This is a genomic window from Streptomyces sp. NPDC059917, from assembly GCF_042730635.1.
In the GTDB taxonomy this organism is placed as follows: Bacteria; Actinomycetota; Actinomycetes; order Streptomycetales; family Streptomycetaceae; genus Streptomyces.
Genome location: NZ_JBHWLC010000029.1, coordinates 30624 through 55640, shown reverse-complemented (window position 1 = coordinate 55640; position 25017 = coordinate 30624). Strand labels below are relative to the sequence as shown.

31 protein-coding genes and 1 riboswitch are annotated in these 25017 nt (G+C 73.2%); of the genes, 14 read left to right on the top strand and 17 right to left on the bottom strand.

The genetic code is table 11. From position 1 onward, the window contains the following. Positions 1–135: 135 nt before the first annotated feature. The 3 genes from ACFWAR_RS18680 to ACFWAR_RS18670 form a co-directional block, all read right to left on the bottom strand. Positions 136–1053, bottom strand: a complete 918-nt coding sequence (locus ACFWAR_RS18680) for a MurR/RpiR family transcriptional regulator (RefSeq protein ID WP_385778411.1) — start codon at positions 1051–1053, stop codon at positions 136–138. A gap of 69 nt (positions 1054–1122) precedes the next feature. Further along, a complete protein-coding gene (locus tag ACFWAR_RS18675) occupies positions 1123–1476 on the bottom strand; it encodes a DUF4190 domain-containing protein (protein WP_385778409.1) in 354 nt (117 codons plus the stop codon). After that, positions 1473–1652 carry a hypothetical protein gene (locus ACFWAR_RS18670; RefSeq protein ID WP_385778407.1) on the bottom strand — a complete coding sequence of 60 codons (180 nt, stop codon included), beginning with the start codon at positions 1650–1652 and terminating at the stop codon, positions 1473–1475. Before ACFWAR_RS18670 ends, ACFWAR_RS18675 begins: the two co-directional genes overlap by 4 nt. Before the next feature lie 105 nt (positions 1653–1757). On the opposite strand from ACFWAR_RS18670, the gene ACFWAR_RS18665 reads away from it, so the two are divergent. After that, positions 1758–2402, top strand: a complete 645-nt coding sequence (locus tag ACFWAR_RS18665) for a TetR family transcriptional regulator (protein ID WP_385778405.1) — start codon at positions 1758–1760, stop codon at positions 2400–2402. 19 nt (positions 2403–2421) lie between these two features. On the opposite strand, the gene ACFWAR_RS18660 is transcribed toward ACFWAR_RS18665, so the two are convergent. Then, positions 2422–2619 (bottom strand): hypothetical protein, encoded by a 198-nt coding sequence (locus ACFWAR_RS18660; protein ID WP_385778403.1) that lies wholly within the window; start codon positions 2617–2619, stop codon positions 2422–2424. 147 nt (positions 2620–2766) lie between these two features. On the opposite strand from ACFWAR_RS18660, the gene ACFWAR_RS18655 reads away from it, so the two are divergent. From ACFWAR_RS18655 to ACFWAR_RS18635, 5 genes are all read left to right on the top strand, one after another. Next, positions 2767–3675, top strand: a complete 909-nt coding sequence (locus ACFWAR_RS18655) for a hypothetical protein (protein WP_385778401.1) — start codon at positions 2767–2769, stop codon at positions 3673–3675. Positions 3676–3756: 81 nt separating this feature from the next. Further along, positions 3757–6213: a SpoIIE family protein phosphatase gene (locus ACFWAR_RS18650; protein WP_385778399.1), complete on the top strand. Its 2457-nt coding sequence runs from the start codon at positions 3757–3759 to the stop codon at positions 6211–6213. Positions 6214–6289: 76 nt separating this feature from the next. Then, on the top strand, positions 6290–6766 hold the full coding sequence (locus ACFWAR_RS18645) for a DUF6328 family protein (RefSeq protein ID WP_385778397.1): 477 nt from the start codon (positions 6290–6292) through the stop codon (positions 6764–6766). Between the two features lie 106 nt (positions 6767–6872). Next, on the top strand, positions 6873–7202 hold the full coding sequence (locus ACFWAR_RS18640; protein ID WP_385778395.1) for a DUF6479 family protein: 330 nt from the start codon (positions 6873–6875) through the stop codon (positions 7200–7202). Positions 7203–7324: 122 nt separating this feature from the next. Beyond that, positions 7325–7501, top strand: a complete 177-nt coding sequence (locus ACFWAR_RS18635) for a CsbD family protein (protein ID WP_385778393.1) — start codon at positions 7325–7327, stop codon at positions 7499–7501. A gap of 68 nt (positions 7502–7569) precedes the next feature. On the opposite strand, the gene ACFWAR_RS18630 is transcribed toward ACFWAR_RS18635, so the two are convergent. The 8 genes from ACFWAR_RS18630 to ACFWAR_RS18595 form a co-directional block, all read right to left on the bottom strand. Next, positions 7570–8844, bottom strand: a complete 1275-nt coding sequence (locus tag ACFWAR_RS18630) for an MFS transporter (RefSeq protein ID WP_385778391.1) — start codon at positions 8842–8844, stop codon at positions 7570–7572. Next, positions 8841–9959 carry a PLP-dependent cysteine synthase family protein gene (locus ACFWAR_RS18625; RefSeq protein WP_385778389.1) on the bottom strand — a complete coding sequence of 373 codons (1119 nt, stop codon included), beginning with the start codon at positions 9957–9959 and terminating at the stop codon, positions 8841–8843. The genes ACFWAR_RS18630 and ACFWAR_RS18625 overlap by 4 nt, the downstream gene beginning before the upstream one ends. Before the next feature lie 145 nt (positions 9960–10104). Next, positions 10105–10527, bottom strand: a complete 423-nt coding sequence (locus ACFWAR_RS18620; protein ID WP_385778387.1) for a hypothetical protein — start codon at positions 10525–10527, stop codon at positions 10105–10107. Positions 10528–10736: 209 nt separating this feature from the next. Then, the gene (locus ACFWAR_RS18615) at positions 10737–11198 is read right to left on the bottom strand and encodes a DUF3093 domain-containing protein (protein ID WP_385778385.1); all 462 of its coding nucleotides are present in this window, start codon (positions 11196–11198) and stop codon (positions 10737–10739) included. Between the two features lie 143 nt (positions 11199–11341). Next, a complete protein-coding gene (locus tag ACFWAR_RS18610; RefSeq protein WP_385778383.1) occupies positions 11342–12007 on the bottom strand; it encodes a DsbA family protein in 666 nt (221 codons plus the stop codon). An 84-nt stretch (positions 12008–12091) separates the two neighbouring features. Then, the gene (locus tag ACFWAR_RS18605) at positions 12092–12769 is read right to left on the bottom strand and encodes a hypothetical protein (RefSeq protein WP_385778381.1); all 678 of its coding nucleotides are present in this window, start codon (positions 12767–12769) and stop codon (positions 12092–12094) included. 197 nt (positions 12770–12966) lie between these two features. Beyond that, positions 12967–13803: a CbtA family protein gene (locus ACFWAR_RS18600; RefSeq protein WP_385778379.1), complete on the bottom strand. Its 837-nt coding sequence runs from the start codon at positions 13801–13803 to the stop codon at positions 12967–12969. A 20-nt stretch (positions 13804–13823) separates the two neighbouring features. Continuing rightward, the gene (locus tag ACFWAR_RS18595; protein ID WP_385778377.1) at positions 13824–14045 is read right to left on the bottom strand and encodes a CbtB-domain containing protein; all 222 of its coding nucleotides are present in this window, start codon (positions 14043–14045) and stop codon (positions 13824–13826) included. Between the two features lie 64 nt (positions 14046–14109). Then, positions 14110–14195, bottom strand: a riboswitch (cobalamin riboswitch). Between the two features lie 131 nt (positions 14196–14326). Here ACFWAR_RS18595 and ACFWAR_RS18590 point away from each other — a divergent pair. From ACFWAR_RS18590 to ACFWAR_RS18560, 7 genes are all read left to right on the top strand, one after another. Next, the gene (locus tag ACFWAR_RS18590) at positions 14327–15166 is read left to right on the top strand and encodes a HipA family kinase (protein WP_385778375.1); all 840 of its coding nucleotides are present in this window, start codon (positions 14327–14329) and stop codon (positions 15164–15166) included. Continuing rightward, entirely contained in the window at positions 15163–15546 is a 384-nt protein-coding gene (locus tag ACFWAR_RS18585) for a DUF3037 domain-containing protein (RefSeq protein WP_385778373.1), read from the top strand. Before ACFWAR_RS18590 ends, ACFWAR_RS18585 begins: the two co-directional genes overlap by 4 nt. A 164-nt stretch (positions 15547–15710) precedes the next feature. After that, positions 15711–16472: a 3-oxoacyl-ACP reductase FabG gene (gene fabG, locus ACFWAR_RS18580; protein ID WP_385778371.1), complete on the top strand. Its 762-nt coding sequence runs from the start codon at positions 15711–15713 to the stop codon at positions 16470–16472. Positions 16473–16492: 20 nt separating this feature from the next. After that, positions 16493–17254, top strand: a complete 762-nt coding sequence (locus tag ACFWAR_RS18575) for an SDR family oxidoreductase (RefSeq protein ID WP_385778369.1) — start codon at positions 16493–16495, stop codon at positions 17252–17254. A gap of 152 nt (positions 17255–17406) precedes the next feature. Beyond that, positions 17407–18990, top strand: a complete 1584-nt coding sequence (locus tag ACFWAR_RS18570) for an ABC transporter substrate-binding protein (protein ID WP_354381996.1) — start codon at positions 17407–17409, stop codon at positions 18988–18990. A gap of 87 nt (positions 18991–19077) precedes the next feature. After that, a complete protein-coding gene (locus ACFWAR_RS18565; protein WP_385778367.1) occupies positions 19078–19755 on the top strand; it encodes a uracil-DNA glycosylase in 678 nt (225 codons plus the stop codon). 133 nt (positions 19756–19888) lie between these two features. Next, positions 19889–20374 (top strand): hypothetical protein, encoded by a 486-nt coding sequence (locus ACFWAR_RS18560; protein ID WP_385778479.1) that lies wholly within the window; start codon positions 19889–19891, stop codon positions 20372–20374. A 13-nt stretch (positions 20375–20387) separates the two neighbouring features. Here the strand turns inward: ACFWAR_RS18560 and ACFWAR_RS18555 are convergent, their stop codons facing one another. Together ACFWAR_RS18555 and ACFWAR_RS18550 are read right to left on the bottom strand one after the other, a co-directional pair. Further along, positions 20388–20879: a hypothetical protein gene (locus ACFWAR_RS18555; protein WP_385778365.1), complete on the bottom strand. Its 492-nt coding sequence runs from the start codon at positions 20877–20879 to the stop codon at positions 20388–20390. A 179-nt stretch (positions 20880–21058) separates the two neighbouring features. Continuing rightward, positions 21059–21580 carry a DinB family protein gene (locus tag ACFWAR_RS18550; RefSeq protein ID WP_385778363.1) on the bottom strand — a complete coding sequence of 174 codons (522 nt, stop codon included), beginning with the start codon at positions 21578–21580 and terminating at the stop codon, positions 21059–21061. Positions 21581–21664: 84 nt separating this feature from the next. On the opposite strand from ACFWAR_RS18550, the gene ACFWAR_RS18545 reads away from it, so the two are divergent. Next, positions 21665–22570: a Gfo/Idh/MocA family protein gene (locus ACFWAR_RS18545; RefSeq protein WP_385778361.1), complete on the top strand. Its 906-nt coding sequence runs from the start codon at positions 21665–21667 to the stop codon at positions 22568–22570. Here ACFWAR_RS18545 and lnt read toward each other — a convergent pair. The 3 genes from lnt to ACFWAR_RS18530 all read right to left on the bottom strand — a co-directional run bounded on the left by lnt (position 22542) and on the right by ACFWAR_RS18530 (position 24873). Next, positions 22542–24098: an apolipoprotein N-acyltransferase gene (gene lnt / locus ACFWAR_RS18540; RefSeq protein WP_385778359.1), complete on the bottom strand. Its 1557-nt coding sequence runs from the start codon at positions 24096–24098 to the stop codon at positions 22542–22544. The genes ACFWAR_RS18545 and lnt overlap by 29 nt on opposite strands. 60 nt (positions 24099–24158) lie before the next feature. Beyond that, complete coding sequence (locus tag ACFWAR_RS18535; RefSeq protein ID WP_385778357.1) at positions 24159–24626, bottom strand: nuclear transport factor 2 family protein; 468 nt, start codon at positions 24624–24626, stop codon at positions 24159–24161. A 70-nt stretch (positions 24627–24696) separates the two neighbouring features. Beyond that, positions 24697–24873 carry a hypothetical protein gene (locus ACFWAR_RS18530; protein ID WP_354381988.1) on the bottom strand — a complete coding sequence of 59 codons (177 nt, stop codon included), beginning with the start codon at positions 24871–24873 and terminating at the stop codon, positions 24697–24699. Positions 24874–25017: the final 144 nt, after the last annotated feature.

The following is a 25017-nucleotide window of genomic DNA, read 5'->3' as shown; positions in this document are numbered from 1 at the left end:
GGGAATGAAAAATTACATACGACGGCGAGGTGAAACCCGGCCCCGGGAATCGGTGGCGGAGCGGGGCGCGAAGTCGGGTGTGGAGCGGGCGCGGAGCGGGTGCGGCCCTGGTGCGGGTCGCGGTGCCGGTTCCGTCTAGAGGAAGAAGCCGTGCTGGTCGGCGACCTGCTCGTAGCTTTCGAGGCGTGCTTGGGTCCGCTCGGGGTCCGCGTCGGCCATCGCCTGGAGCAGGGCCGCGGACAGCATGCCGGGTGCCGCGTAGGAGTCGAAGACGAGCCTGGCCCCGGTGCCCGCGGTCAGCGTCACGTCCGCGGCGTCCGCCAGGGGGCCCAGGGTCGGATCGGTGATCAGCGCGGTGCGCAGCCCCGCGCTCCGCGCGGCCCGCAGCGCGCCCAGCGTCTCCTTGGCGTGCCGGGGCATGGCGTAGGCCAGGACCCAGGTCCCGCCCGCCGCCCGCGACTGGAGCAGGGCGTCGTAGGCCACGCTGCCGCCGCGGGTCACCAGGCGGACGTCGGGGTGGATGCGCCGGGCGGCGTAGGCGAAGTACTCCGCCAGCGACACCGAGATCCGCAGGCCGAGCACCGTCAGCGGCACGGAACCGGCCAGCTCGCGCCCGATGTTCAGCACCTGGTCGGTGTCGGCGAGCAGATGGCGCAGGTTCTGCAGGTTCTCGATCTCGGCGTCCACGGCCGCCTGCAACTCGTTGCGGCGGAACTGCCCGCCGGCCCCGGGGGTGCCCGCGACCGCACTCAGGGCGATCGGTTGCAGGGCGTCCCGCAGGGCGGGATAGCCGCTGAACCCGAGGGACACGGCGAAGCGGGTCACGGACGGCTGGCTGACCCCGACCCGGTCCGCCAGCTCGGTGATCGAGAGGAAGGCGGCCTCGGTGAGGTGGTCGATCAGGTACTGGGCGATCCGCCGCTGTCCCGGGGAGAGCCGGTGGCCGTCGAAGAGGGCGCGGACCCGCTCGCCGGGGGCGCGTTCGGGTTCAGGCGAGCGACCGCCCGGCGTGATGGCGGCTGCTTGGGCGCGTGCCTGCTGCCCGGATGACACCGACGGGCCTCCCTCTCATGTCACTCGTCACCCAACATAGCTCACACCCTGTGCCCGTTCCCTCGCGTGTCAGCCGAGGCTCCAGGACCAGGTGTGGTCCGCGCCGATGAGGCAGGCCAGGACGACGAGGTCCGCGACCCCGAGGGCCAGCCCGAGGCGGGCGCGGGCGGGGCGGGTCGTTCCGCGGATCAGGGCGAGGGCGCCGAGGGCGATCGCGACGGGTCCGAGGACCAGGTTCATGACCAGGAGCCCGACCAGGCCGGACACGAAGGAGAGGACGGCCATGGTGTCGGCCTCGCCGACCGAACGGGCCCCGGGAGCCGGGCCGTCGGGGCCGGTGCGGGGCGTCGGGGTCCCGGTGCGGAGCTCCGGGGCGGGGGTGGTGGAGCGGCGCTCCCGGACGGCGGTTCGGTGCGAGGTCATGAGGAACTCCCCTGACGGTCGACGTGGTGGTGGCGTCCGGTCCGCTCCCGTACGGCGAAGACCGTGAGCCAGATGGCGATCGCGGCCGTCGCGGCGAGCGAGACCGCCGCCGGGACGTGGGCCACGGTTCCCAGCAGGATGCCCAGGAGCAACAGGGCCGCTACGAGGAAGAGCATCGTGCATCCTCCTTCGGATCTCTAGAATCAGTAACAGTTGTTCACTGACTGGTCAGTCTAAATGATGGCATGCGGTCGCCGCGGGATCGGGGTTTACTTTCCGTCATGAACCAGACCGTCGGGGCCCGCCAAGCCCAACGCCTCCGTACGCGCCGGGCCTTGCTGGACTCCGCGCTCTCGCTCCTGGAGGAGCAGAGCCTGGGCAGCCTCGGTCTGCGCGAGGTGACCCGCGCGGCGGGAGTGGCGCCGACGGCCTTCTACCGGCACTTCACCGGCATCGAAGAACTGGGGGTCGCCCTGGTGGACGAGGCGTTGGAGAACCTGGAGGAGGGGATCGCCGAGATCTTCGACGGCGCCGGGATCGCGGCCCGACGCATCGACCGGGCAGTGGATCTGATGGCCGGACTCGTCCGCGCGTACCCGGCCCATCTCCGTTTCATCGTCCGCGAACGCCACGGAGGGGTGCGCAGGGTCCGCGAAGCCGTCGCCGGACGACTGGACGGCTTCGCCCGGGACATGGCCGAAAACCTCGCGTCCGACCCGCTCGGCGCCGGGTGGAGCCCCGAGGACCTGCTGATGCTCGCCCGCCTCTACGTCGACCACATGGTGATGACGGCGTCCGCCTACCTGGCGGCGTCCCTGGAGGGCAACGCGTGGGCCGACGTCACCGACACGGCCCGGCGCCAGCTCCGACTGATCCACGCCGGGCGCCTCCACTGGACGGGGGCCGGGCGGGCCGACGGCCCCTGAGCCGCGCGGCCCCGCCGGATCAGTCGCGGTGCAGCAGGCCCATGACCTCCTTGACGAGCACGGCGGCGAGGCCGCTGGCGAACGCGCCGAGCACCCGCCGGAGCAGGCCGGGGCCGCGCGGCCCGGGGCGCCGGGCGGCGCACGTCGGACGCGGACGCGTGCGGGAGCGGGATCGGGGGCGGGGGCTGGGGTGGTGGCGGTGCTTGCGGCGGCTCACGGCTTCCTCCGGAGGTAGGTGCCCCGCGCTCCGCCGGTCCGTCCGTCCGGTCGGCGCGAAGGCTTCCGATATCACGCGGATCACCCTGCCGGGGGCGGAACCTGTGAGCACCGAGGCAGCCGCCGATCTCGGTGTAACTTCCACGGCATGGAAGAACTCCAGGTCGGCCGGTGGGTGCCGGGCACGGCCGAGGACCTCGTGGCAGACGCGCAAGCCCTCGGAATCGAGCGGGTCTCGGCGCGCATGGTCACGGACTGGGTGGAGGTCGGGCTGCTGGCCGCCCCCGACTTCCAGAAGTCCACCCGGCACGGCAGCGACCTCGGGCTCTTCCCCGCCGTCCAGCGCCGGCTCTTCTCCGAGCTGCTCGACGTGCGCAGGCGCTCGCCCCTCGCCCGGATCCCGCACCACGCCCTGATCCCGGTGGTCCTCTTCGTCTGGTTGAACGCCGACACCGTCGTGTCGGTGGCGCAGGCGCGCCGGGCGCTGCGCACCTACGCCCGGACCGCCGGCAGGGCGAACGCCACCCGGCGGCGGGAGGTCGCCCGCCGCGTCGTGGCACAGTTCGCCCATCCCTCGGCCACCCACCAGCAGCGCCGTACCGTCCAACTGCTGGTCGAGGAAGGGGAGAAGAGCGGCAGGCCCGACTGGGCGCGGCTGCACTCCGCGCTCACCGCCGTCTGCTCGCCGTGGCCGACCGCGGGCGTGCCCCTGCTGGAGCGCGGCATCGGCCGCCCGGACGCGCCGCTGACGGTGACCGATTCGATCGTGCTCAGGGTGGCCGCCGAGCGGCTCCGGGCCCGGCTCGGCGGCGAGCAGGTCCCGGAGGAGGACCTGCTGCGCGCGCGCACCGTGCACCGGGCCGATTGGGCGCGGTACGAGGCGGCGCGCGGCCGTCCGCAACCCGAGGGCACGACCTCCGGATTCTTCGCGGTCCCCGAGGGTGCGCAGGAGCGGGCCCAGGAGCAGGTGCACGCCTACACGGGGACCCTCGCGGGAGTGCTGGGGATCATCGCGGCGGTGGCGGCCGCGGCGCGGGCCGCCCGCAACCCCTTCTGAACGGGGCCGCGCCGGGCCCTGCCGCGGGGGTGACCGGCGAGAACCGCGTCCAGCGGCCCCGGGGCGTGCCATGCTCGACACATGGCGGGTGAATCCGGGGTTCCCGACGGCGGCGCGAGCGCGGCACCAGAGGTGTTGGCGCTGGCCAAAGTCGTCTCCAGGCTGCGCGCCGAGGTGGTGGACCTGGAGGGGCTGGCCTCCATGACGGCCGTCGTGGAGCGGGCCAAGGGCGTGCTCATGGCCCGGGAAGGCGTCACGGCCGACACCGCGAACCGGCTGCTGCTGGAGCGCGCCGCGGAACACCGCCGCAGCCTCCTGGAGGAGTGCTGGCTCACCCTGGGCCGCGCGAGCGGCGCGGGCCCGACGGCGCCGCCGGTGCAGCCGGGCCCGGGCGCCGGAGCCGGGCCCGGCGTCCCGCCGGAGCCGGCCCCCTCCCCCTTCGACACCGGCCGCTACGTCGTCGCCGACGGCGGCCGTCCGACCGGGCACCGCACCGTCCTCGCGGCCCTGGCCCGGTCCCTGGCCGACGCCCGCACCCCGATCGAGACCGCCCGGCGGCTTTACGAGGCGCTGGCGGACGCCGAGGACGTCGGCGCGGTGATGATCTACAGCGTGACCACCGCCGGCAGCCTCAAACTGATCGGGCACGCGGGGGTCGAGGACGCGATGGCCGAGCAGTGGAGCCACGTCCCGCCGCTCAGCGGCATCGCCGCGATGGAGGCCATCGGGGCCCGCGAAGCCGTGTGGCTGGAGGACCCGGATCTGGACGCGGCCCGGTACGTGCTGATCGGGGAACCGCCCGAGCGGTGGCCCTCGCGCGCCTGGCTGCCCGTACCCGGGGGCGGGGCGGCGACGGCGGTCGTCGGGTTCTTCCGCACCCGGCGGGGCCCCTTCACGGCCGGTACCCGGACCCTGCTCAGGCGGGCCGTCCGGCTGTGCGGCGGACTCCTGCACGAGGGCGAGGCGCCCCAGGGGAGCCTGCCGCTCCACGCGGACGTCGAAGCGATCCAGACGATCTTCGACGCCATGTCGGGACCGGTCGTCCTGCTCAGCCCGCTGCGCGGGCGGACGGGGGAGGTGGAGGACTACCGGATCGACGCCGCCTCGCCGCAGTCGGTGGACGTCGCGGGGCGCCACGGCAAGGAGCTGGTCGGCCGTCGGGTACTGGAGACCTACCCGACCGTCGCGGGCACCGCGCTGTGGGAGGGGTACCTGGACGCGCTGACCCTGGGCACGGTCTACGAGGGCGAGCCCTTCCTGTACGAGGACGTGAGCGCCGGGGTCCCCGAGCGGTCCACCTACTCGGTGCGCGCCAACAGGCTGGGCGAGCGCCTGGTGGTGACCTGGATCCGGCACGACACCACCGACCGCGAGACGCGTCGGCTGGACGACCTCCAGCGCTTGGGCAACCTCGGCTGGGCGAGCTGGAACCTGCTGACCGACACCATCACCTGGTCCGACCAGGTCTACGCCGTCTTCGGCCGCGATCCCGCCCTGGGGCCCATGCGGTTGGAGGAGCTGCCCGAGCACCTGCTCGCGGAGGACCTGCCCGCGCTGGGCGCGGCCGTACGGCGGCTGCTGGGCGACGGCACGGCCATCGACCAGTACTTCCGGATCGCGGCGCCGGACGGCCTGCGGTACCTGCGGATCGTCGCGGAGGCCCAACGGGACGCGGACGGAAGCCCGTTGGAGGTGCACGGCTTCTTCCAGGACCTGACCGCGCTGCGGGCCGCCGAAATGGCCCTGCGCGAGAGCGAACGCGCCAACCTCGTCCAGCGCGGCACCCTCAAGGCCGAACGCGTGCTGGGGGCCCGGCTCCAGGACACCCTGCTGCCGATGCCCGAGCAGTCGCTGGAGCTGGCCGGTCTGCGCGTCGACGTGGCCTACCTGCCCGCCGACAGCGGTCTGAACGTCGGCGGTGACTGGTACTCCGCGATCGAACTCCCCGACAAGAGCGCGCTGTTCGTCGTCGGAGACGTCGCGGGACACGGACTGGCGGCCGTGGGCACGATGGCCCAACTGCGCTTCACCGCCAAGGGCATGACCATCACCGGATCGCCCCTGCCCGACGTGCTCGCCCGACTCAACGCCCTGCTGCTCCACACCGCCACGGACACCCACAGCGCCACCGCCACCATGGTCATGGGGCGCTACCAGCCCTGGGACCACCGGTTGACCTGGGTGCGGGCGGGCCACCTCCCGCCGCTGCTGATCCGCGACGGCGAGGCCACCTTCCTGCCGCAGCCGCGGGGCACCCTCCTCGGCGCCGCGTTCGGCTCCTCGTACGGGCAGGAGGTGACGGACCTACTGCCCGGCGACCACCTGCTCTTCTACACGGACGGCCTGGTGGAGGAGCCGGGCGAGGACATCGGGGTGGGCCTCGCCCAGCTCGCCGCGACGGCCCTGCGGCTCGTGCGGGAAGGGCGCAGCGGCGCCCTGGCCACCGCTCTCGCGGGCCTGCGGCAAGGGCACCGCGACGACATCTGCGTGCTGGAGATCTACGTTCCCCCGCGTCCCGATCCGACCGGTCCGGCATAGCGGGAGCCGCGGCGGGCAGACGCGCGGGGAGGACCGACGCCGGGCCGTGGTCCCGGGCGCGAAGGAGGACGCCGTCATGGCGGCCGATCGTACGGAGACGGAGGCGGAACGGGCCGACCGCCGCTGGAACGAGACCCTCCAAGAGGTCCGGGTCGCGCAGACCGGTGCGCAGATCCTCTTCGGCTTCCTGCTGAGCGTCGCCTTCATGCCGGGCTTCCACGGGCTCGCCGCCTTCGACCGGACGCTGTACGTCGTCACCGTCACGCTGGGCGCCCTGGCGACCGGGACCCTGATCGCTCCCGTCGCCTACCACCGGATGCTGGCGGGTCGGCACCTCAAGCCGCAACTCGTCGACGCGGCAGGCCATTTGGTCTCCGTGGGCATCGTACTGCTCGCGCTGACCGTCACCTCGGCCGTGCTCCTGCTGCTCCGGGTCGCCACCGCGCACTGGATCGCCTGGCCGCTCACGGGCTTCGTCACGGGCTGGTTCGTCATCTGCTGGCTGCTGCTGCCCTTCCTGCTCCTGCGCAGGAAGGGCAAGGGCGACGGGTGACCCGACGCGGCCGGGACCTGCCGCGTTAGAGGTCCGGATGGCCGGGTAGCCGCGAGCTGCGGTCCCCGCTCCGGGGCCGCCCCGCCGCAACGGACAAGGACCCGACATGTCGAAACCCTCCCTCACCCCGCTCGCATCCGTCGAGCTCGCCGTGGGCGCGTCGTCCACGGTCGTGCTCGTCATCGGCGTGCTCGTCGCGGCGCTGCTCGTCGGCGGCGTGATGCTGGGCATCCGACGCCGTCGGCGCGAACCGGCGCCGCCCCTCCCCGCGGAGCAGCCGCGTCGGCCCGGGAGCGGCGGGCACGCCGAGGGGACGCGCGAGCCCGACGGCGCCGACTTCCCGGCCGACGGCGGTCGGCGCACCGCGCACGAGATGAAGGGCTACGGGAACTTCGGCTCGAAGCCGCAGGACGGGAACCCCTCCGACGAACGGTGACGGACGCCCGCCCGGACGAATGGGACGGGAAGCACGGGGCAGGGGCGCGGTGAGAGGTACGGATGCGGCGGCCAGGAGGACCGGGCGGCGCACGATCCACACCAACCGTGAAGGAGGCCACCATGGCCGACAAGGGAACTGCCGACAAGGCGAAGGGCAAGGCCAAGGAGGCCGCCGGCAAGGTCACCGGCAACGAGCGGCTGACCGCCGAAGGCAAGATCGACCAGGCCGTCGGCGAGACGAAGAAGACCATGTCCGATGCGAAGGACGCCCTCCAGGGCAAGCACCGCAAGGGCTGATCCGACCCCGGACCGCGCACGGGCTCCCCGCCGACCGGCGGGGAGCCCGGCGGCGCGTCCGCGCCGCGCTACCCCAGGACCGGAGCGGGCGTCGGTGCGGACAGCCTGCCGGTGCGCGCGAGCAGCGCGAGGGCCGTGGCGCACACGGCTCCGACCAGGGCCAGCGTGAGCCAGATGAGCGCCGGGTGCCCGGCGGAACGGCTCGCTCCGAGGAGCGCGCCCGTCGCCAGGTTGCCCAGGGTGATCCCGACTCCGCACACGGTGTTGTAGAGGCCGTAGTGGGTGGCGACCCAGCGGTTGCCCGCGAGCGCGACGATGGTGTCCATCTCGAACGGGTAGAGCACCGCCGTGGCGAGCGCCAGCAGCGCGGCGCACGCCACCAGGGGAAGGAGCGCCGCGGCCGTGGCCCAGGCCGGTCCCGCCGGTCGCTCTCCTGGGGTCAGGAGGGGCGGGAGGAAGGCCAGTCCCATCAGGGCCATCCCCGCGGCGAGGCATCGGGCGGGCGGCCAGGTCCGTTTGCACCAGGCGGTGACGCGCAACTGCCCCAGGAGGGCGACCAGGCCGGAGACGACGAAGAGGGTGCTGGTCGCGGCCGTGCCGGAGGCGCCCTTGCCCGTCAGGCGTGCGACCTCCAGCGGCAGGGCCAGGTAGATCTGGAAGGACAGGACGTACGAGCCGCTCATCGCGGTGGCGAACAGCCAGAACGACCTGTTGCGCAGGACGGCGCCGGCCTGCGTGCGCAGGGCGGGCCGGTCCGCGCGCGGCACGGCGGTGTTCCGGGGCAGGTGGCCCAGTTGCAGCAGGGTGAGCGCGGCGAAGACGGCCGAGGCGACCGCGCAGGTCAGGGGGAAGGAGACCGAGGTCAGCGCGAGCCCGACGAGCGGGCCGAGCAGGATGCCGCCCTGGTAGAAGACGTTGAACAGGGCGAAGGCGTCCACCCTCCGCTCGCCCGCTTCCGAGGCGAGGTAGGCGCGGACCGCCGGGTTGAACAGGGCGCCGGCCAGCCCCGTGGCGGCGGACGCGGCGAGCAGGGCGGGCAGGGTGTCGGCGAAGGCGAGCGCCGCGAAGCCGACCGTGCGCAGGGTGCAACCGGCGACGATGAGGGGCTTGAAGCCGAGCCGGTCCGCCAGCATGCCGCCGATCAGGAACATGCCCTGCTGGGAGAGGTTGCGCACGCCCAGGATCAGGCCGACCGCCCACGCGGCCAGCGCCAGGCCGCCGGAGAGGTGGGCGGCCAGGTAGGGCATCAGCATGTAGAAGCCCAGATTGATGGACAGCTGGTTGACGAGCAGCAGTCGCACGGTGCTGTCGAAGGAGCGGTACTGCGTCCAGGTCTCCTTCACCGGACCGCTCCCGCCGGAGGGGCGCCGATGGCGGGCGCGGGGTCGACGACACGGGCGCACCGCGTCCACCGGGTGATCTCACCGGCGTGGGGCGAGTCGACGGTGTCGGGGCCGTCGGGCGGCGTGACGTCCAGGATCTGGTGGGCGCGGCAGTACGCGTCGTTGAAGACGGTGTCGAAGTACCGGTGGGGTCCGTCCGGGAACACCGCCGCGATCCGGGTGCCCTCGGGCTGGGTGCGGGCGAGCCAGCCGGCGGCCAGTGCCACGGCTCCGACGCTCCAACCGCCCGTCGCGAACTGCCGCTCCGCGAGCTGTCGAGCGGCCCACACCGCCTCGCCCGGGGCGACCCAGTGCACCTCCGAGAAGGCCGGGTAGTCCACGTTGCGGGGGTAGACGGAGGAACCGAGGCCGCGCATCAGGCGGGGGCGGGCGGGCTGGCCGAAGATGGTCGAGCCGATCGTGTCGACACCGACGAGCCGCAGCGCGGGATGGGACGCGCGCAGTCCGCGGGCGATGCCGGCGGAGTGCCCGCCCGTACCGACCGCGCACACCAGGACGTCGACCTTCCCCAGCTGACCGGTCAACTCGTGCGCGAGGGGCAGGTAGGCGGCGGCGTTGTCGGGGTTGTCGTACTGGTCGGGGCACCAGGCGCCGGGGTAGCGGGCGAGCAGCTCGGCCACCTTCGACCGACGGGCCTCCTGCCAGCCGCCGTGGGGGTGCGGCTCGTCGACGACGTGGAGGCGGGCGCCGTGCGCGGTGAGCATCCGCTCCATGATCGGCTCCATGCCCGGGTCGGTGACCAGGTGTACGGGGTGCCCGTGGAGCACCCCCGCCAGGGCCAGGCCGAGGCCGAGGGTGCCGGAGGTGGACTCGACGATCGGGGCGCCGGGGCGCAGGGTGCCCCGCTCGTGGGCCCTGTCGACCATGTAGAGCGCGGAACGGTCCTTGATGCCACCGGGGTTGAATCCTTCGAGCTTGGCCCAGAAGCCGCGCGGCGACGGCGCGAACGGCTCGTCGATGAAGAGCACGGGGGTGTTCCCGACGGCCTGGAGCACGCTGCGGGGCGCGGGAGCCGAGGAGGGGGATGCGGACGAGGACGAGAACAGTTCGGTCATGACGGTGTGTCCTTCGTGCGGCACGGCGTGGCCGGGCTCCGCCGGGTGGAGGCGGCCGGGCGTCAGCCGGTGCGGGGGCGAGCGGGCGCGGAGGGACGTCCCGGGTCGCGGCGCACGGAAGGCCGCCCGGGGTGTCCGGGCCGACTCAGGTCCTGCTGACGCACGCCCTGCACAGCAGATCGCGCCCGGACCCCGCGGAAGGGGCCGTCGACCTGCCGGTGGCGTCGAAGGGCGGACGGAAGGCGACGGAGTCCACGGGGGAGGGCGGGAGCTCGGACGCCGGGTCGGCGGTGCGGCGCTGCGGCAGTTGGACCGCCGAGTGCTCGTCGCCGCGCACGCACGGGCGGTCCCCGTCCGGGCAGCCGCCGGCGGGATCGAGCGCCGCGGGGGCGGCCGCGGCGCTCGCCGCGGTGGTCGCCGCGGTGGGGACAGGGGACCGGTGGTGGCCGCCGCTGTCGCACACGCTGAAGAACAGCGCGACCAGGGCGGCCGTCACGAGGACGGCCACCCAGCCGCCGTTGCGGCGACGGGCACGGGACGACAGCGGATTCCACACAGTGACCGGCACGCTACCCTGCGTGTCGATCCGGTGCGTGTGTGTCGCGCCCGGCGGCGGAGCCCGCTTCCGGCCGGTCGCCGTCCCGTCGTCACCGTGCCACCAGGGGCGGGCCGGGGGGTGCGGCGGCCGCGATCCGAGGCTCGCGACGCGGCGGCGGTTTCACCGGTTGGAGTGAATCTCCTCCTCCGGATCGCGGGTGGGCAGGACGAGATCCGGACTCACGGCGTCGGGGCGCTGTTGAGGGCGTCGGCGAGGGTCTGCGGGGTCCGAGTGGAGAGGAAGAGGTAGGGGGTCGGGTCGTCCGGGTCGGTGTTCTCGATCCGGACCGCGGTGGTGATGAAGCTCCGCATCAGCTCGTGGGCGCGCAGATCGGCCTTGTAGGTGCGCCAGGCGCGCGCCTCCTCGCCTTCGAGGACTTCGGCGCGGCCGAGTGCGGCGAGCGGGATCCGGGCCTGGTCGGCGACGAGGGAGTCGTGGGTGACCCGGATGCGGGACGATCCCTGGGCGCTGACCCACATGCAGGCGATCAGCGTCCCCGCGGCGAACCCGCCGAGTGCGGCGAGCCCGCCCAACGGCAGGACGATGAGGGCCATGGCGAGGCCCACGCCGACGGCGATGAGCCACCAGGCGCGGGGTGCGGTCAGCCGCTCGTCGTAGGCGAGCGGTGCGGGGGAGGTCATGGGGCGTTCCTCGGGGAGTCGGCGGGGCGGGTCACAGGGGCGGGAAGGCGCCGAGGCGCCGTCGGTGGGAGAGGGCGGAACCGGAGCGCGGGTCGTGGTCGTGGTCGCGGCCGCGCGTCGCGGCGGGCGCCCGTCCGGTGCTGTCATCGGGCGAGCCGTTCGTCGATGAGCGCCTTGAACGCCTCGTACGTGGGCGGGGTCCGGACGCGCTCGGCGTCCAGGAAGAACGTGGGCGTGCCCTGGACGGCCAGCCCCATGCCGTCGCGCTGGTCCGCACGGACCCGGTCCTCGGTGGCCGGGTCCGCGACCGCCGCGTCGTACCGCAACATGTCGAGGCCGAGCCGCTCGGCGTAGGAACGGAAGACGTGGGCCCGGGAGTCCTTCGACTCGCCCCACTCCTTCTGGGTGGCGAACATCGTGCGGTACATGTCCTCGAACCTGTCCTGCCGCGCCGCGGCCTCCACGGCCACCGCGGCCGTGCGGCTGTTGCGGTGGCCGGGCATGGGGAAGTAGCGGACGACGAAGGTGACGCGGTCGCCGTACTCCTGGCGCAGCCTCTCGACCGTCGGTTGCACCGCGCCGCAGGCCTCGCACTCGAAGTCGAGGAACTCCGTCACGGTCAGCTCGCTCTGCCGCGGACCGGTGAGGCGGTGGCTGTCGGCGCGCACGGCGCGCGCGTCGCCCGGCGCCGGTGGGGACGCCGCCGCGGATGCGGAATCCTCCGGCCTCAGCAGGAGGAAGGTGGCGAGGGCCGCGGCGAGGGTCGCCAGGATGACGGCGACGGCGAACAGGTTCTTCTTGAGCTTCATGAGGACGGGGTCTCTCTGTGTTCCCCGGACCAGCCGGGGCGAGGACGCCGACGTCCGCGAACGGCCCCGTCCCCCACCCGATCGTCAGGGCAGGCGGAGTCCTCCGCCGGGCGTCGGCCCGGTCAGCGGGAGAAGGGCGTGCCACAGCGCGGCACGCCGGGACCGGGGCGGCGCCCGGCCCGCGTGGGCCCGTGCCACCAGGGCGGAGGGCGGCATCTCGTCGCTCTGCCGCGCACGCGGGTCCGTCTTCGGCCCGGTGCCGGTGTGGGGCCGGGGCCAGACGAACGACAGCAGCCGGGCCAGTGCCTCCAGGACCGGCCTGCCGCGCCACAGCAGCAGCTCGCTCAGGCCGAACAACTGCGCGGCGACGACCAGCATGACCCCGTGTCCCGCGAGGAAGACCTCGGGCGGGATGCCGGACGCCGACGCGTGTTCGAGCAGGGCCGTCGGTCCGCGGCCCGCCTCGGCCGCCGCGGCGCAGGCGCCGGGTACCGAGTAGGCCGCGTGGTAGGCCAGTTGGGCGCAGGCGAGCGCCGCGACGAGCTGGGTGTCGGAGAGCCGGCGCCGGGTCAGGAACACCGCGGCGGGCACCGTCACCGCCGCCATCCCCAGCAGTACGACCCAGCGGGGCGCGTGTCCCCGCGCCAGCAGGTGGCCCGCGAGCGGCAGCAGGACGCACAGTGCGGCGAGCGCACCGGCGCGCAGGCCCCGCAGCACCCCGTGCGTCGGCGACGGCGGCCGTGACGAGGGGGTGGCGGACATGCGGGTCGCACTCTCCAGGAGGATCCGTCGGGGCGGCCCGCGGGTGGTGCGGGGGTCCGGGGCGCTTGGCAGCGTATCCCGGCGGCCGCGGAGCGCCCGCACCAGGCCCCCGGGCACGGATCCCGCGGGCGCACCGGCCCCCGACATGCCGGAAGGGGCCCTCGGTCCGTGCCGAGGGCCCCTTCCGAAGGGTGGGATCAGACCGCCGACGCGGACAGCCGCTCGGAGGCAGCGGCGGCTTCGGAGGAACCGTCCCGGGCCTGCAGGACCCGGGTGGCGAGGGCTCCGAAGACGAGCGCGAACGTGGTCCACAGCACGACCTGGACCGTGAGCGACGCCAGCCGGAATTCCCAGAGCAGCGCCGCGGGGAAGGTCTCCCGGACCGCGTCGCCGTTCGACGGCAGGAAGACGAAGGCGAGTGCCACGGCCGCGGCGAAGCCGAGTCCCGCGACCACGGAGGCGTTCCAGTTGCCCAGGCGCGGCGCGAGCCGACGTCCGGCGATCACCGCTCCGAGCCCGAGGAGGACGCTCAGCAGGATCATCAGGAAGAACAGCGTGGTGCGCTCGCCGATGGTGTCGGGGTTGCCGACGGCCGGCGGCGTCGCGGGGTACTTGAGGAACGGCACCAGGTAGACGGTGGTGAACACCCCGGCCGCGGTGAGGGCGGCGGTCGCCCGCGCGCTGAACTTCCCGAGTCGGCCGAGCGCCAGGCTGAAGGCCAGCGAGGCTATGCCGCCGAGGGCCACGCCGTAGACGAGTACGCCCGTGGCCAGGCCGAAGGTGGACTGCACCGGTCGGCTGACCAGTTCTTCCTCCTCCTCGGCCGGGGCCGCGGGAGCGGCGGCGGGGCCGCCACCGTGCTGGTGCCCGGCGGCCGGTGCGGCCGGTGCGGCGGGTTCGGCCTGCTCCAGGGCGATCGACGACCGTACGGACGGCTCCCCGATCACGTAGGCGAAGGCGAAGGCGAGGACGCCCGCGACGAGGCCCGCGATCATGCCGCGGACGAGGAGGCGTCTGACAGTTGCTGCGTGCATGGGATCGACGTCCTCCTGATTCAGTGGCAGGGGAAGCCGAGGAGGTGACGGCCGTCGTGTACCCACTCGTGCACGCCCTCACCGGCGAAGACGGCGGTGGCACCCTGTTCGGCGCCGACGAAGTACAGCGCCACGACCATGAGGAGGCCTACGAAGACGGCCCAGGGGAGTACGGCGCGGACCGGCAGGGGAGCGTCGCCACCAGTGGTGGTGACGGGGGCGGAAAGGGTGGACTGAGCCATGGCGGCAGGACCTCCTGGGGAACACGCGTCCCGATGTGGTGGAGCTAAGGACGACGGCCCTCGGGTCTGACTCGCCGACACCGACCGCGAAGAGGCGGAGGTGAGCGGCTACACAGTGGCGCGACCGTGCCGGATTCTCACCGGGCTTCCGTCCTGCCGTCGTTATGTCGCAGCGAAACCTACCCCGTACATGTCACGGCACCAAGTGCGGCCTCCGGGCTGGGACGACCTGCGGGGAAATCCTCGGATCCTGGCCCGCGCCGGCCCGCTAGCCTGGGGAAATGCTCACAGAAGTGATCGCGACCCGCTACGTCACGCCCCTGCGTGAGGGCGGCTCGCTGCCGGGGATCGTCGAGGCCGACGATCTCGGCACATACGTCATGAAGTTCACCGGAGCCGGCCAGGGCCGCAAGACCCTGGTCGCCGAGGTCGTCTGCGGGCGCCTGGCCCAGCGGCTGGGGCTGCGCGTCCCGCCGCTGGTGCAGATGCAGCTCGACCCCGTCATCGGGCTCGGCGAGCCCGACCAGGAGGTCCAGGAGCTGCTCAAGGCCAGCGGTGGACTCAACCTCGGGATGGACTACCTGCCCGGGTCGATCGGCTTCGACCCGCTGGCCTACCAGGTGGATCCGGCCGAGGCGGGCCGCGTCGTCTGGTTCGACGCCCTGATCAACAACGTCGACCGGTCCTGGCGCAACCCGAACATGCTGGTCTGGCACGGGGACCTGTGGCTCATCGACCACGGCGCCACGATGATCTGGCACCACAACTGGCCGACCGCGGCCGCCGCGGCGGCCAAGCCGTACAACGCCTCCGACCACGTCCTGGCCCCGGTCGGCCCGGACATCGCGGCCGCCGCCGCCGAGCTGGCCCCCCTCGTCACGCGGGAGCTGCTCACCGAGGTCGCGGCCGACGTCCCGGACGAGTGGCTGGTCGACGAGCCGGGCTTCGAGTCCACCGACGCCGTGCGCCGCGCCTACGTGGACGCCCTGCTGCCGCGCGCCGCGACGATCCACGAGCGGATCACCATGGAGGCCGAGGTGAAGGTGCGCAGCGGGCCGCCCGGCTGGCTCGCCGAACGCCTCGCCCCCCAGCCCCACGACAAGAAGAGCGACAGCCGGTGACCGAGCGGTACGTGTTCGAATACGCGCTGGTGCGCGTGGTGCCCCGGATGGAGCGCGGGGAGTGCTTCAACGCCGGGGTCGTCCTCTACTGCCGGGCGCACTCGTACGTCGCCGCGCGCGTCCACCTGGACGAGGCGAAGCTCCTCGCCCTGGACCCGGAGGCCGACGTGGCCGGGGTGCGGGCCGCCCTGCGCGGGGTCGCGGGCGTGTGCGCGGGCGGGGACGCCGCCGGGCAGGCCGCGGGCGACGACGCCGGGCGGCGCTTCCGCTGGCTCATCGCCCCGCGCAGCACCGTCGTGCAGCCCGGGCCGGTGCACACCGGGCTGACGGCCGACCCGGAGGCCGAGCTGGCCCGGCTGCTGGAGCTGCTGGTGCGCTGACCGCGGCCGGTGGGTTTCCGGTCACGGCGCCGGGAGCCCCGGCGCCCGGTGGCGTTGACACCGGGTGCCGGGGCTCCTAGCGTCTCTTCAGCCGAAGCTACTAAGCGGTTGCTCACCCAGGGGGGCGCCGCCGACAGGGCATCCCCAGCGCGAGGAGAACCAGCATGTCCACCACCGAGCAGCGCGTCGCCATCGTCACCGGGGCGGCCCGGGGCATCGGCGCGGCCACCGCCGTGCGCCTGGCCGCGGAGGGCCGCGCCGTCGCCGTCCTCGACCTCGACGAGGACTCCTGCAAGGACACCGTCGAGGCGATCACCGCCGCCGGCGGCAAGGCCGTCGCGATCGGCTGCGACGTGTCGGACAGCGCCCAGGTGGAGGCGGCGGTGGAGCGGGTCGCGAGCACGCTCGGCGCGCCGACCGTCCTGGTCAACAACGCGGGCGTGCTCCGCGACAACCTGCTCTTCAAGATGAGCGACACCGACTGGGACACCGTCATGAACGTGCACCTGCGCGGTGCGTTCCTGATGTCCCGCGCCTGTCAGAAGTACATGGTGGAGGCCAAGTTCGGCCGCATCGTCAACCTCTCCAGCAGCTCGGCCCTGGGCAACCGCGGCCAGGCCAACTACGCGGCGGCCAAGGCGGGCCTGCAGGGCTTCACCAAGACGCTGGCCTTCGAGCTCGGCAAGTTCGGCGTCACGGCCAACGCCGTGGCCCCCGGGTTCATCGTCACCGAGATGACCGCGCAGACGGCCGCCCGCATCGGCATGGGCTTCGAGGAGTTCCAGGCCGCCGCCGCCACCCAGATCCCCGTGCAGCGCGTCGGTCGTCCCGAGGACATCGCCAACGCGATCGCCTTCTTCACCGGCGAGGCCGCGGGCTTCGTCTCGGGCCAGGTCATGTACGTGGCCGGCGGCCCCCTCAACTGACGAGAGGCAGGGCGCACGTCATGACGTACAACGGCATCGACAGCGGCAAGGTCGCGCTGATCACCGGAGCCAGCCGGGGCATCGGCTACGGCGTCGCGGAGGCCCTGGTCGCCCGCGGCGACCGGGTCTGCATCACCGGCCGCAACGAGGACACCCTCAAGGAGGCCGTCGAGCGGCTCGGCGCCGACCGGGTGATCGGGGTCGCGGGCAAGGCGCACGACGAGGAGCACCAGGCGGTCGCCGTCGAGCGCGCGATGGAGGCGTTCGGCCGGGTCGACTTCCTCGTGAACAACGCGGGCACCAATCCGGTCTTCGGACCGATCGCGGACCTGGACCTCGGGGTCGCCCGCAAGGTCTTCGAGACGAACGTGATCTCGGCGCTCGGCTTCGCCCAGCGGACCTGGCACGCCTGGCAGAAGGACAACGGCGGCGCGATCGTGAACATCGCCTCCATCGCGGGCGTCTCCGCCTCGCCCTTCATCGGGGCGTACGGGATGAGCAAGGCCGCGATGATCAACCTGACCCTCCAGCTCGCCCACGAGATGGCCCCCGGGGTCCGGGTGAACGCCATCGCTCCGGCGGTGGTCAAGACGAAGTTCGCGCAGGCCCTCTACGAGGGGCGCGAGCAGGAGGCGGCGGCGGCCTATCCGCTCGGTCGGCTCGGCGTGCCCTCGGACATCGGCGGCGCCGCCGCATTCCTCACCTCGGCTCAAGCGGAATGGATTACCGGGCAGACTCTGGTCGTCGACGGAGGAATTTTTCTGAATGCCGGAGTCGGCTGACCGATAACCGGACGGTTGTGCTCCCAGCCGGGTGGTAAATGCATATCGAATATGCACGGAACCGGTCAAGTGCCCCACGGAACCTCCTTATTGGATCCGTGGGGCGCTGCGGTAGGGTCTGCCGCACCCCTGGCCGATCGAGGAGCGTGCACGTGTTCAACCGGACCAGATGCTTGCAGATCACTGCGGCCCTTGCGTCCATATCCCTGCTCGCCGGCTGCGGGCTGATTTCGGATTCGAGCGCAGATCAGACAAAAAGAATCGTCGTGGGTACGACGAGCGCGCCGAGCACCCTTGATCCAGCGGCGGCCTGGGACGGCTCATGGGAGCTTTACCGGAACGTTTATCAGACACTCCTGGCATTTCCCACGGGAAGTACCAAACCGCAGCCCGACGCCGCGCAGAGCTGCGAGTTCACCGACTCCGCCAACGAGGCCTACCGCTGCACCCTGCGCAAGGGCCTGAAGTTCTCCGATGGCGAGGCGCTCGACTCCAAGGCCGTCAAGCACTCCCTCGACCGGATCCGCAAGATCGGTTCCAAGGTCGGCCCCAAGGACCTCTTCGGCAGCCTCGACCGCATCGAGACCCCGGACCCGCTGACGGTCGTCTTCCAGCTGAAGACCCCCGACGCGACCTTCCCCTTCGTGCTCGGCTCGCCCGCCGCCTCGCTCGTGGCCCCCAACGAGTACCCGGCCGACAAGGTCCGCAAGGACGGCAAGGTCACCGGCTCCGGGCCCTACGTCCTCGACTCCTACAAGGAGGGCTCCGAGGCGGTCCTGACGAGCTACGGCAACTACCAGGGCTTCGCGCAGAGCAAGAACAACGGCGTGACCATCCGCTACTTCCCGGACTCCAAGAAGATGGTCGCGGCGCTCAAGGACAAGGAGATCGACGCGACCTACCGCGGCCTCTCCGCGGACGAGATCAAGGACCTGCAGAGCCCCGCCTCGCACGCCGCGGGCATCCAGGTCGTCGACAACGTCGGCGCCGAGATCCGCTACCTGGTCTTCAACCCGAAGGACCCGGCGGTCGCCAAGCTCCCCGTCCGCGAGGCCATCGCCCAGGTCGTCGACCGCGGAGCGCTCGTCGCCAAGGTCTACCAGGGCACCGCGGAGCCGCTGTACTCGATGGTCCCCAAGGGCGTCGTGGGCCACAAGACGCCCTTCTACGACCGCTTCGGCCAGCCGGACGTCGACAAGGCCAAGAAGCTCCTCCAGAAGGCGGACATCGCGACGCCGGTGCCGCTCACCTTCTGGTACACCACCGACCGCTACGGCTCCTCCACCGCGCCGGAGTTCGCCGAGCTCAAGCGCCAGCTGGACGCGAGCGGACTCTTCAACATCACCCTGCGCGGCAAGCCCTGGAAGGAGTTCCAGGAGGGCTACAAGGGCGGCGAGTACCCGGTCTTCGGCCGCGGCTGGTTCCCCGACTTCCCGGACCCCGACAACTTCATCGCGCCGTTCGTCGGCAAGGAGAACGCGGTCGGCACCCCCTACGAGAACCCCGAGATCCTCACCGACCTGCTCCCCAAGTCCCGGCGCGAGAGCGACCGCTCGGCGGTCACGCGCGAGTTCGAGCGGGCGCAGCAGATCTTCTCCGAGGACGTCCGGCTGCTGCCGCTGTGGCAGGGCAAGCTGTACGTCGCCGCGCGCGACGACATCGCCGGCGGGGAGCGGGCGCTGGACCCGCAGACCGCCATGCAGATGTGGGAACTGTCCCGCAAGACCAGCTGGTAGCGGGGGAACGGGGCGGCCGGGTCCGTTGTCAGTGGGTGCCGGTAGGTTCTGGAGCAGTTGCACGAACGCGTACCGGAGGTTGTCGACGTGACCCAGCTGCTGCCCGAGTCCTGGCTGCCCGTCCTCGGTGAGGAACTGGACAAGCCCTACTTCAGCGAACTCCTGGAGTTCGTGGAGAAGGAGCGGGCCGACGGACCGGTCTACCCGCCGCGCGAGCAGGTCTTCGCGGCACTGGAGGCCACGCCCTTCGACCAGGTGAAGGTGCTGGTCCTCGGCCAGGACCCCTACCACGGCGCCGGCCAGGGCCACGGGCTGTGCTTCTCGGTACAGCCCGGCGTGCGGACCCCGCCCTCCCTGCGCAACATCTACAAGGAGATGAAGGAGGAGCTGGGCCTGCCCGTCCCGGACAACGGCTACCTGATGCCGTGGGCCGAGCAGGGCGTCCTGCTGCTCAACGCGGTGCTGACCGTCCGCGAGGCGGAGCCCAACTCGCACAAGGGCAAGGGCTGGGAGAAGTTCACCGACGCGGTGATCCGCGCGGTCGCCGCCCGGCCCGACCCGGCCGTCTTCGTCCTGTGGGGGGCCTACGCGCAGAAGAAGCTCCCGCTGATCGACGAGGAGCGCCACGTGGTCGTCAAGGGCGCCCACCCCTCGCCGCTGTCGGCGAAGAAGTTCTTCGGCTCCCGCCCCTTCACGCAGATCGACGAGGCCGTCGCCGCCCAGGGCCATGAGCCGATCGACTGGCGGATCCCGAACCTGGGCTGACGTCCGACCGCGCCTCGGCGCCATTGCGGCCCGATCCGGCTAGCTTCTGGATGATCGGACCGCCGCGGGTCCGACGAGGAAGCCGGAGGCCGCATTGACCGAGCAGCAGCAGGAGGCGTCGGAGGACGCCGTCATGACCAGGATCGGCCAGGCCATCATCCTGCTGCACGCCGGAGACCGGGAAGAGGCGCGCAATCGTCTCGGTGACATCTGGAACGAGATCGGCGAGGAGGGCCCCGCCCTCCACCGCTGCACCCTCGCGCACTACATGGCCGACGCCCAGGACGACCCGGCCGACGAACTCGCCTGGGACCTGCGGGCGCTGAACGCCGCCGACGGACTGCGGCAGGAGCCCATCACCCTGCCCCTGCCGCAGCCGCACGCGGCCGTGCGGGTCTTCTACCCGTCCCTGCACCTGAACCTGGCGGCCGACTACGTCAAGCTGAGCCGCCCCGAGGCGGCCCGGATCCACCTGGCCCGGGCCAGGGCGGCCACCGGCGCGCTCGCCGACGACGGGTACGGGGACGGCGTACGGGCGGCCATCTCGCGGCTCGAACTGCGCCTGGGGACGGGACCGGACGCGGATCCCCGCGCCACCCCCTTCCCCGGCCAGCAGTAGCTCCCGCGGCGGATCAACCGCCGTGGACGCCCCCACAGATCCTGGCCTCCGGACTGTCCGGCTGCCAGCCGCCGTGCCTGCGGCCCAGCGCGCACACGTCGGCGGGCCGCACCGGCAGGGCGGGCATCAGCTGCCGCTCCAACTCCGCCTGCGGCCCCTGCTCCGCGCCGCCGTGCCCGTGCCCGCGCCCGTGGTGGCGCACGGCGGGCCCCGACGGCGGCCGGACCGGCTCCGGAATGTCCGGCACCGGGGGCGCCGCGTCCGCGGGCCCCGGCTCCGGCCGGGCCGCACCGCCCGGGGCGCTCCGCTGCGCCGCGCCGCCGCCCGAGGTGGTCTGCGGCTGCCCGCGCCCGGCCGGGACGGCCTTGAGCGCCTCCAGGGCGGGGGCCATGACGACCACCGGCGCGGCCCCCGGGCCGCCGTGCGGATCGTGCTGCCGGTGCGGGGGCGGCGGCTCGGCGGACGCGGCCCCGGCGGGCTGCGGCGCGTGGGGGCTCACGCTCACGCAGCCGGAAACGGCCGAGACCGCACAGGCGACTCCGAGGAGCAGTTTTGTCGTGGTTCGGGTTGGATGCACCCGCGCAACTCTGCTGTGTGAACACCCGGTTGCGAAAACCCGCGGGCCATATTCACCCCGCACGGGTGACAGCTACTGGCCGGTTGCCACTCGGCCGCGCCGCCTTGTCACTCGCCCGTCGCCCCGTCGATGTGCTCCCGCAACAGGTCGGCGTGCCCGTTGTGGCGCGCGTACTCCTCGATCATGTGGGTGTAGACCCAGCGCAGGTTGAAGTGTTCGCCGCTGCGGCTGCTGCGCCCGATCGACACCTCGTCCAGCGAACGGCCCGCCACCGCCTGCCGCGCGCGCTCGATCTCCTCGCGCCAGATCTGCTCGGCCTCGTCCCAGGTGTCCTCCTCGGTGAGGTGGAACTCGGCGTCCGGGTCCTCCTCGGTGCAGTAGAGGTCCTCCAGGTCCTCGCCCAGGGTGATCTCGCGGAACCAGTACCGCTCCACCTCCGACATGTGGCGTACGAGCCCCAGCAGGCTCAGTCCGGACGGCTCCAGCGGGGTCCGCCGCAACTGCTCGTCGGTCAGGCCCGCGCACTTCCAGGCCAGGGTGGCCCGGTGGAAGTCGAGCCACCCGTCCAGCATGTCCCGCTCGTTGGCGGTGGTGGACGGTTCGGTGCGGTCGGTCGTAGGAGTGCTCATGATCCGATACTGGCCGACGGGGGCCCCTCCCACCAGGTATTAAGCTGCGGGCGGTACTGGACGGAACGAACGAGGAGGAACCCCGTGAAGGTCGGATGCATCGGACTCGGTGACATCGCCCAGAAGGCGTACCTGCCCGTCCTCACCGCGCGCCCGGAGGTCGAACTCCACCTGCAGACCCGCACGCCGGCCACCTTGGACCGGATCGGCGCCCTGCACCACGTCCCGGCGGAGCGCCGCCACACCGACCTCGACGACCTGCTCGCGCAGGGCCTCGACGCCGCCTTCGTGCACGCCCCGACCGCCGTCCACCCCGAGATCGTGGCGCGGCTCCTGGAGGCCGGGGTCGCGACGTACGTGGACAAGCCGCTCGCCTACGAGTTGGCCGCCTCCCGGCACCTGGTCGAGCTCGCCGAGGAGCGCGGCGTCTCCCTGGCGGTCGGCTTCAACCGCCGGCACGCGCCCGGCTACGTGCAGTGCGCCGACCACCCGCGCGAGCTGATCCTGATGCAGAAGAACCGGGTCGGCCTGCCCGAGGACCCCCGCACCCTGGTCCTGGACGACTTCATCCACGTCGTGGACACCCTGCGCTTCCTGCTGCCGGGCGAGGCCGACCACGTCGACGTACGGGCCGTGGTCCGCGAGGGCCTCATGCACCAGGTGGTGCTCCAGCTCTCCGGCGCCGGTTTCACCGCGCTCGGCATCATGAACCGCCTCTCCGGCTCCACCGAGGAGGTCCTGGAGGTCTCCGGACAGGACACCAAGCGGCAGGTGGTCAATCTGGCGGAGATCATCGACCACAAGGGCCAGCCCACCACGCGGCGGCGCGGGGACTGGGTGCCGGTCGCCCGCCAGCGCGGCATCGAACAGGTCGTGGACGCCTTCCTGGAAGCCGTCGCGGCGGGCCGGACGCTCAGCGCCCGCGACGCCCTGCTCACCCACGAGCTGTGCGAGCGCGTGGTCAGCTCGGCTCTGGAACAGGCCTCCTGAGCGCGCCGCCGCGCACCGCGCGCACGCCCTCGCCCGCGCAGTACACCGCCAGCGCGCCGAGGGCCGCGGCCACCGGCCAGTCGCCGAAGCGCACGTAGAGGGTGGTGCCCCGGGCCAGCGGCACCTCGTACACCTGCGCCGCGGAGGCGGAGCCCGGCAGCGGCGGGCCGACGGGCTCGCCCGACGGGCCGTGCACCTCGCTGATGCCGGTCAAGGTGGCGTGCACCGTCGGCCGGCCGTTCTCGGCGGCGCGCAGCGCCCCCAGCGAGGCGTGCTGCGCCGGGGCCCAACTGCCCTGGAAGGTGGCGGTCGAGGACTGGTCGACCAGCAGGGCGGCGCCCTCGCGGGTGAGGTGGCGGCTCATGTCGGGGAACGCCGACTCGAAGCAGACCAGCGGCCCGATCCGGACCCCCGCCGCCCCCGCGGTCGGGCCGGGCAGCTCCATCACCACCGGGGCGCTGCCCGGACGCCGGTTCTCCGTGGCGGCCTTGCCCGCCGAGGTCGCCCAGCCGAGCAGCGACCGCGCCGGTACGTACTCGCCGAAGGGGACCAGCCGCATCTTGTCGTAGCGCTCGCCGGTCGGCCCCCGCGGACCCACCAGCACCGCGCTCTTGTAGATGCCGGGCGGGCTGCCGCTCCCGTCGGCGGTGCGCCGCGCGTCCACATTGACCAGCAGGGGCGCCCCGACCCGCGCCGACAGGTCCGCGAGCCGCCGGGCCAGGTCGGGCCGCGCGGTCAGGTCGGCGCCGACGCTGCTCTCGCCCCACACCACCAGGTCGAGGCGCCGCCCGACCAGTTGGCGGGTCAGCCGCTCGCCGGTGGCGAACCGCTGCTCGACGCCCGCGGCGGCCCCCTGCGGGCCGATCTGCACGACGGCCACCCGCAGCTGACCGGCGGGCGTCGGCCCGGGCAGCCACAGCCACACCGCGCCGGTGAGCAGCGCGCACCCGCTCACCCCGGCCGCCGCCGGGATCCGCGCGGCGGGCGCCGCGACCAGCAGCACCAGCGCGCAGTTCACCGCGACGATCAGCAGGCTGAGCAGCCACACCCCGCCCACGGAGGCCAGCCGCAGCGCCGGCGCCACCTGCCACTGGCTCGCCCCGAGCAGCCCCCACGGCCCGCCGAGCCCCTGCCACGACCGCAGCAGCTCCGACAGCAACCAGCCCGCCGGTACGAGGACCAGCGCGGCGCTCGCCCGCCCCGCGGCCACGGCTCCGCCGAGCAGCCGCCGGACCAGCAGCCCCCAGGGGATCCACAGCACGCCGAGCAGCGCGGCCAGCGGGAAGAGGAACACGTGCAGGCTGGGCAGCAGCCAGTGGTGGACGGCCAGGATGAAGCCGGCGCCCCCGAGCCACCCCACCAGGGCGGCCCGCCGCCCGGTCGGCGCCGCGCGCAGCAACAGCATCCAGGGCACCAGGGCCACGTACGCGAACCACCAGAGCGCGGGCGCGGGGAAGGACAGTGCGGGCAGTGCCCCGGCCGGTACGGCGGCCGGCGCGTGCCACCACCGGGGCCGGTCGGTCAGCATGGCGCGCCTCCGCTTCCAGTGTGCGGCCGCCGGTCCCGGGTGGACAGGCGGGCAGCCGTATCAGGCGGACAGGTGGCGCCACTTCTCGTGCACCGTGACGCCGGTCAGGCGCCACCCGTCGCGGGTGCGGGCGAGCACGAAGGTGTAGCGCCCGGCGGCCACGAAGTTCGGCGCGGTGCTGCCGGGATCGGATCCTTCCCCGGCCAACCGCATCGGATTCAGGAAGTCCGCCTTCACTTCGGCGCGGTCACCGGCCGAGCCGTCCAGGGTCTCCAGGTCGATCCGCCGGTTGACGATCAGGTGCTGGCGCACGGGGAAGAGCCGCATCGTCTCCTCCAGCCACGCCGCGACCTCCTGGACCGGCCCCTCGATCCCGCCCGCCGAGCTGTAGTCCACCCGCCCCGCCGCGGTGAACAGGGCCCGGTACGCCGCCCAGTCGCCGTCGTCCACGGCCACCGCGTACCCGGTCACCACGTCGTCGATCGCCAGCCGGTCCATCACGGTCGCGAGTTCCACACGCTGCGTCATCGGGTCAGTGTGGGACAGCGGGCCCGCGAGTCCAAGGGGCGCGGCGCCCCCGGATCCGCGGGCGGGCCGCTCAGTGTCCGGAACGCGCCTCCCGCTGCCTGACCACGACGAGGAACGCGTCGCTGGCGAGGTCCATGACGACCTCGGCCGCGATCCCCTCGTGCTTGCGCTGGGCGGCGTACTCCTCGGCCGGCCAGCTTCCCCACGGACTTCCGGCCGGAAAACGCTCCAGCACCACTCGCTTCATGGCTGCGCACCCCCTGCTGTGTCGTCGTTCTCCCGGGCACAACGACGCGGGGGCCGCACGGGAACGTTCCCGTGCGGCCCCCCCCGGCGGGGGCGGGGCCCGGGAGCCCACCGACAACCCCCCCGGCGGGCGCAGCCCCGGGGA

Excerpts from the sequence above, each read along its gene's own strand:
- ACFWAR_RS18530 (WP_354381988.1), bottom strand. The coding sequence starts at position 24,873 with ATGAAGCGAGTGGTGCTGGAGCGTTTTCCGGCCGGAAGTCCGTGGGGA.
- ACFWAR_RS18535 (WP_385778357.1), bottom strand. The coding sequence starts at position 24,626 with ATGACGCAGCGTGTGGAACTCGCGACCGTGATGGACCGGCTGGCGATC.
- ACFWAR_RS18670 (WP_385778407.1), bottom strand. The coding sequence starts at position 1,652 with ATGCTCTTCCTCGTAGCGGCCCTGTTGCTCCTGGGCATCCTGCTGGGA.
- ACFWAR_RS18675 (WP_385778409.1), bottom strand. The coding sequence starts at position 1,476 with ATGACCTCGCACCGAACCGCCGTCCGGGAGCGCCGCTCCACCACCCCC.
- ACFWAR_RS18665 (WP_385778405.1), top strand. The coding sequence starts at position 1,758 with ATGAACCAGACCGTCGGGGCCCGCCAAGCCCAACGCCTCCGTACGCGC.
- ACFWAR_RS18655 (WP_385778401.1), top strand. The coding sequence starts at position 2,767 with ATGGAAGAACTCCAGGTCGGCCGGTGGGTGCCGGGCACGGCCGAGGAC.
- ACFWAR_RS18590 (WP_385778375.1), top strand. The coding sequence starts at position 14,327 with ATGCTCACAGAAGTGATCGCGACCCGCTACGTCACGCCCCTGCGTGAG.
- ACFWAR_RS18635 (WP_385778393.1), top strand. The coding sequence starts at position 7,325 with ATGGCCGACAAGGGAACTGCCGACAAGGCGAAGGGCAAGGCCAAGGAG.
- ACFWAR_RS18615 (WP_385778385.1), bottom strand. The coding sequence starts at position 11,198 with ATGACCTCCCCCGCACCGCTCGCCTACGACGAGCGGCTGACCGCACCC.
- ACFWAR_RS18625 (WP_385778389.1), bottom strand. The coding sequence starts at position 9,959 with ATGACCGAACTGTTCTCGTCCTCGTCCGCATCCCCCTCCTCGGCTCCC.
- ACFWAR_RS18575 (WP_385778369.1), top strand. The coding sequence starts at position 16,493 with ATGACGTACAACGGCATCGACAGCGGCAAGGTCGCGCTGATCACCGGA.
- ACFWAR_RS18640 (WP_385778395.1), top strand. The coding sequence starts at position 6,873 with ATGTCGAAACCCTCCCTCACCCCGCTCGCATCCGTCGAGCTCGCCGTG.
- ACFWAR_RS18600 (WP_385778379.1), bottom strand. The coding sequence starts at position 13,803 with ATGCACGCAGCAACTGTCAGACGCCTCCTCGTCCGCGGCATGATCGCG.
- ACFWAR_RS18645 (WP_385778397.1), top strand. The coding sequence starts at position 6,290 with ATGGCGGCCGATCGTACGGAGACGGAGGCGGAACGGGCCGACCGCCGC.
- fabG (WP_385778371.1), top strand. The coding sequence starts at position 15,711 with ATGTCCACCACCGAGCAGCGCGTCGCCATCGTCACCGGGGCGGCCCGG.
- ACFWAR_RS18650 (WP_385778399.1), top strand. The coding sequence starts at position 3,757 with ATGGCGGGTGAATCCGGGGTTCCCGACGGCGGCGCGAGCGCGGCACCA.
- ACFWAR_RS18550 (WP_385778363.1), bottom strand. The coding sequence starts at position 21,580 with ATGAGCACTCCTACGACCGACCGCACCGAACCGTCCACCACCGCCAAC.
- ACFWAR_RS18605 (WP_385778381.1), bottom strand. The coding sequence starts at position 12,769 with ATGTCCGCCACCCCCTCGTCACGGCCGCCGTCGCCGACGCACGGGGTG.
- ACFWAR_RS18560 (WP_385778479.1), top strand. The coding sequence starts at position 19,889 with ATGACCAGGATCGGCCAGGCCATCATCCTGCTGCACGCCGGAGACCGG.
- ACFWAR_RS18610 (WP_385778383.1), bottom strand. The coding sequence starts at position 12,007 with ATGAAGCTCAAGAAGAACCTGTTCGCCGTCGCCGTCATCCTGGCGACC.
- ACFWAR_RS18595 (WP_385778377.1), bottom strand. The coding sequence starts at position 14,045 with ATGGCTCAGTCCACCCTTTCCGCCCCCGTCACCACCACTGGTGGCGAC.
- lnt (WP_385778359.1), bottom strand. The coding sequence starts at position 24,098 with ATGCTGACCGACCGGCCCCGGTGGTGGCACGCGCCGGCCGCCGTACCG.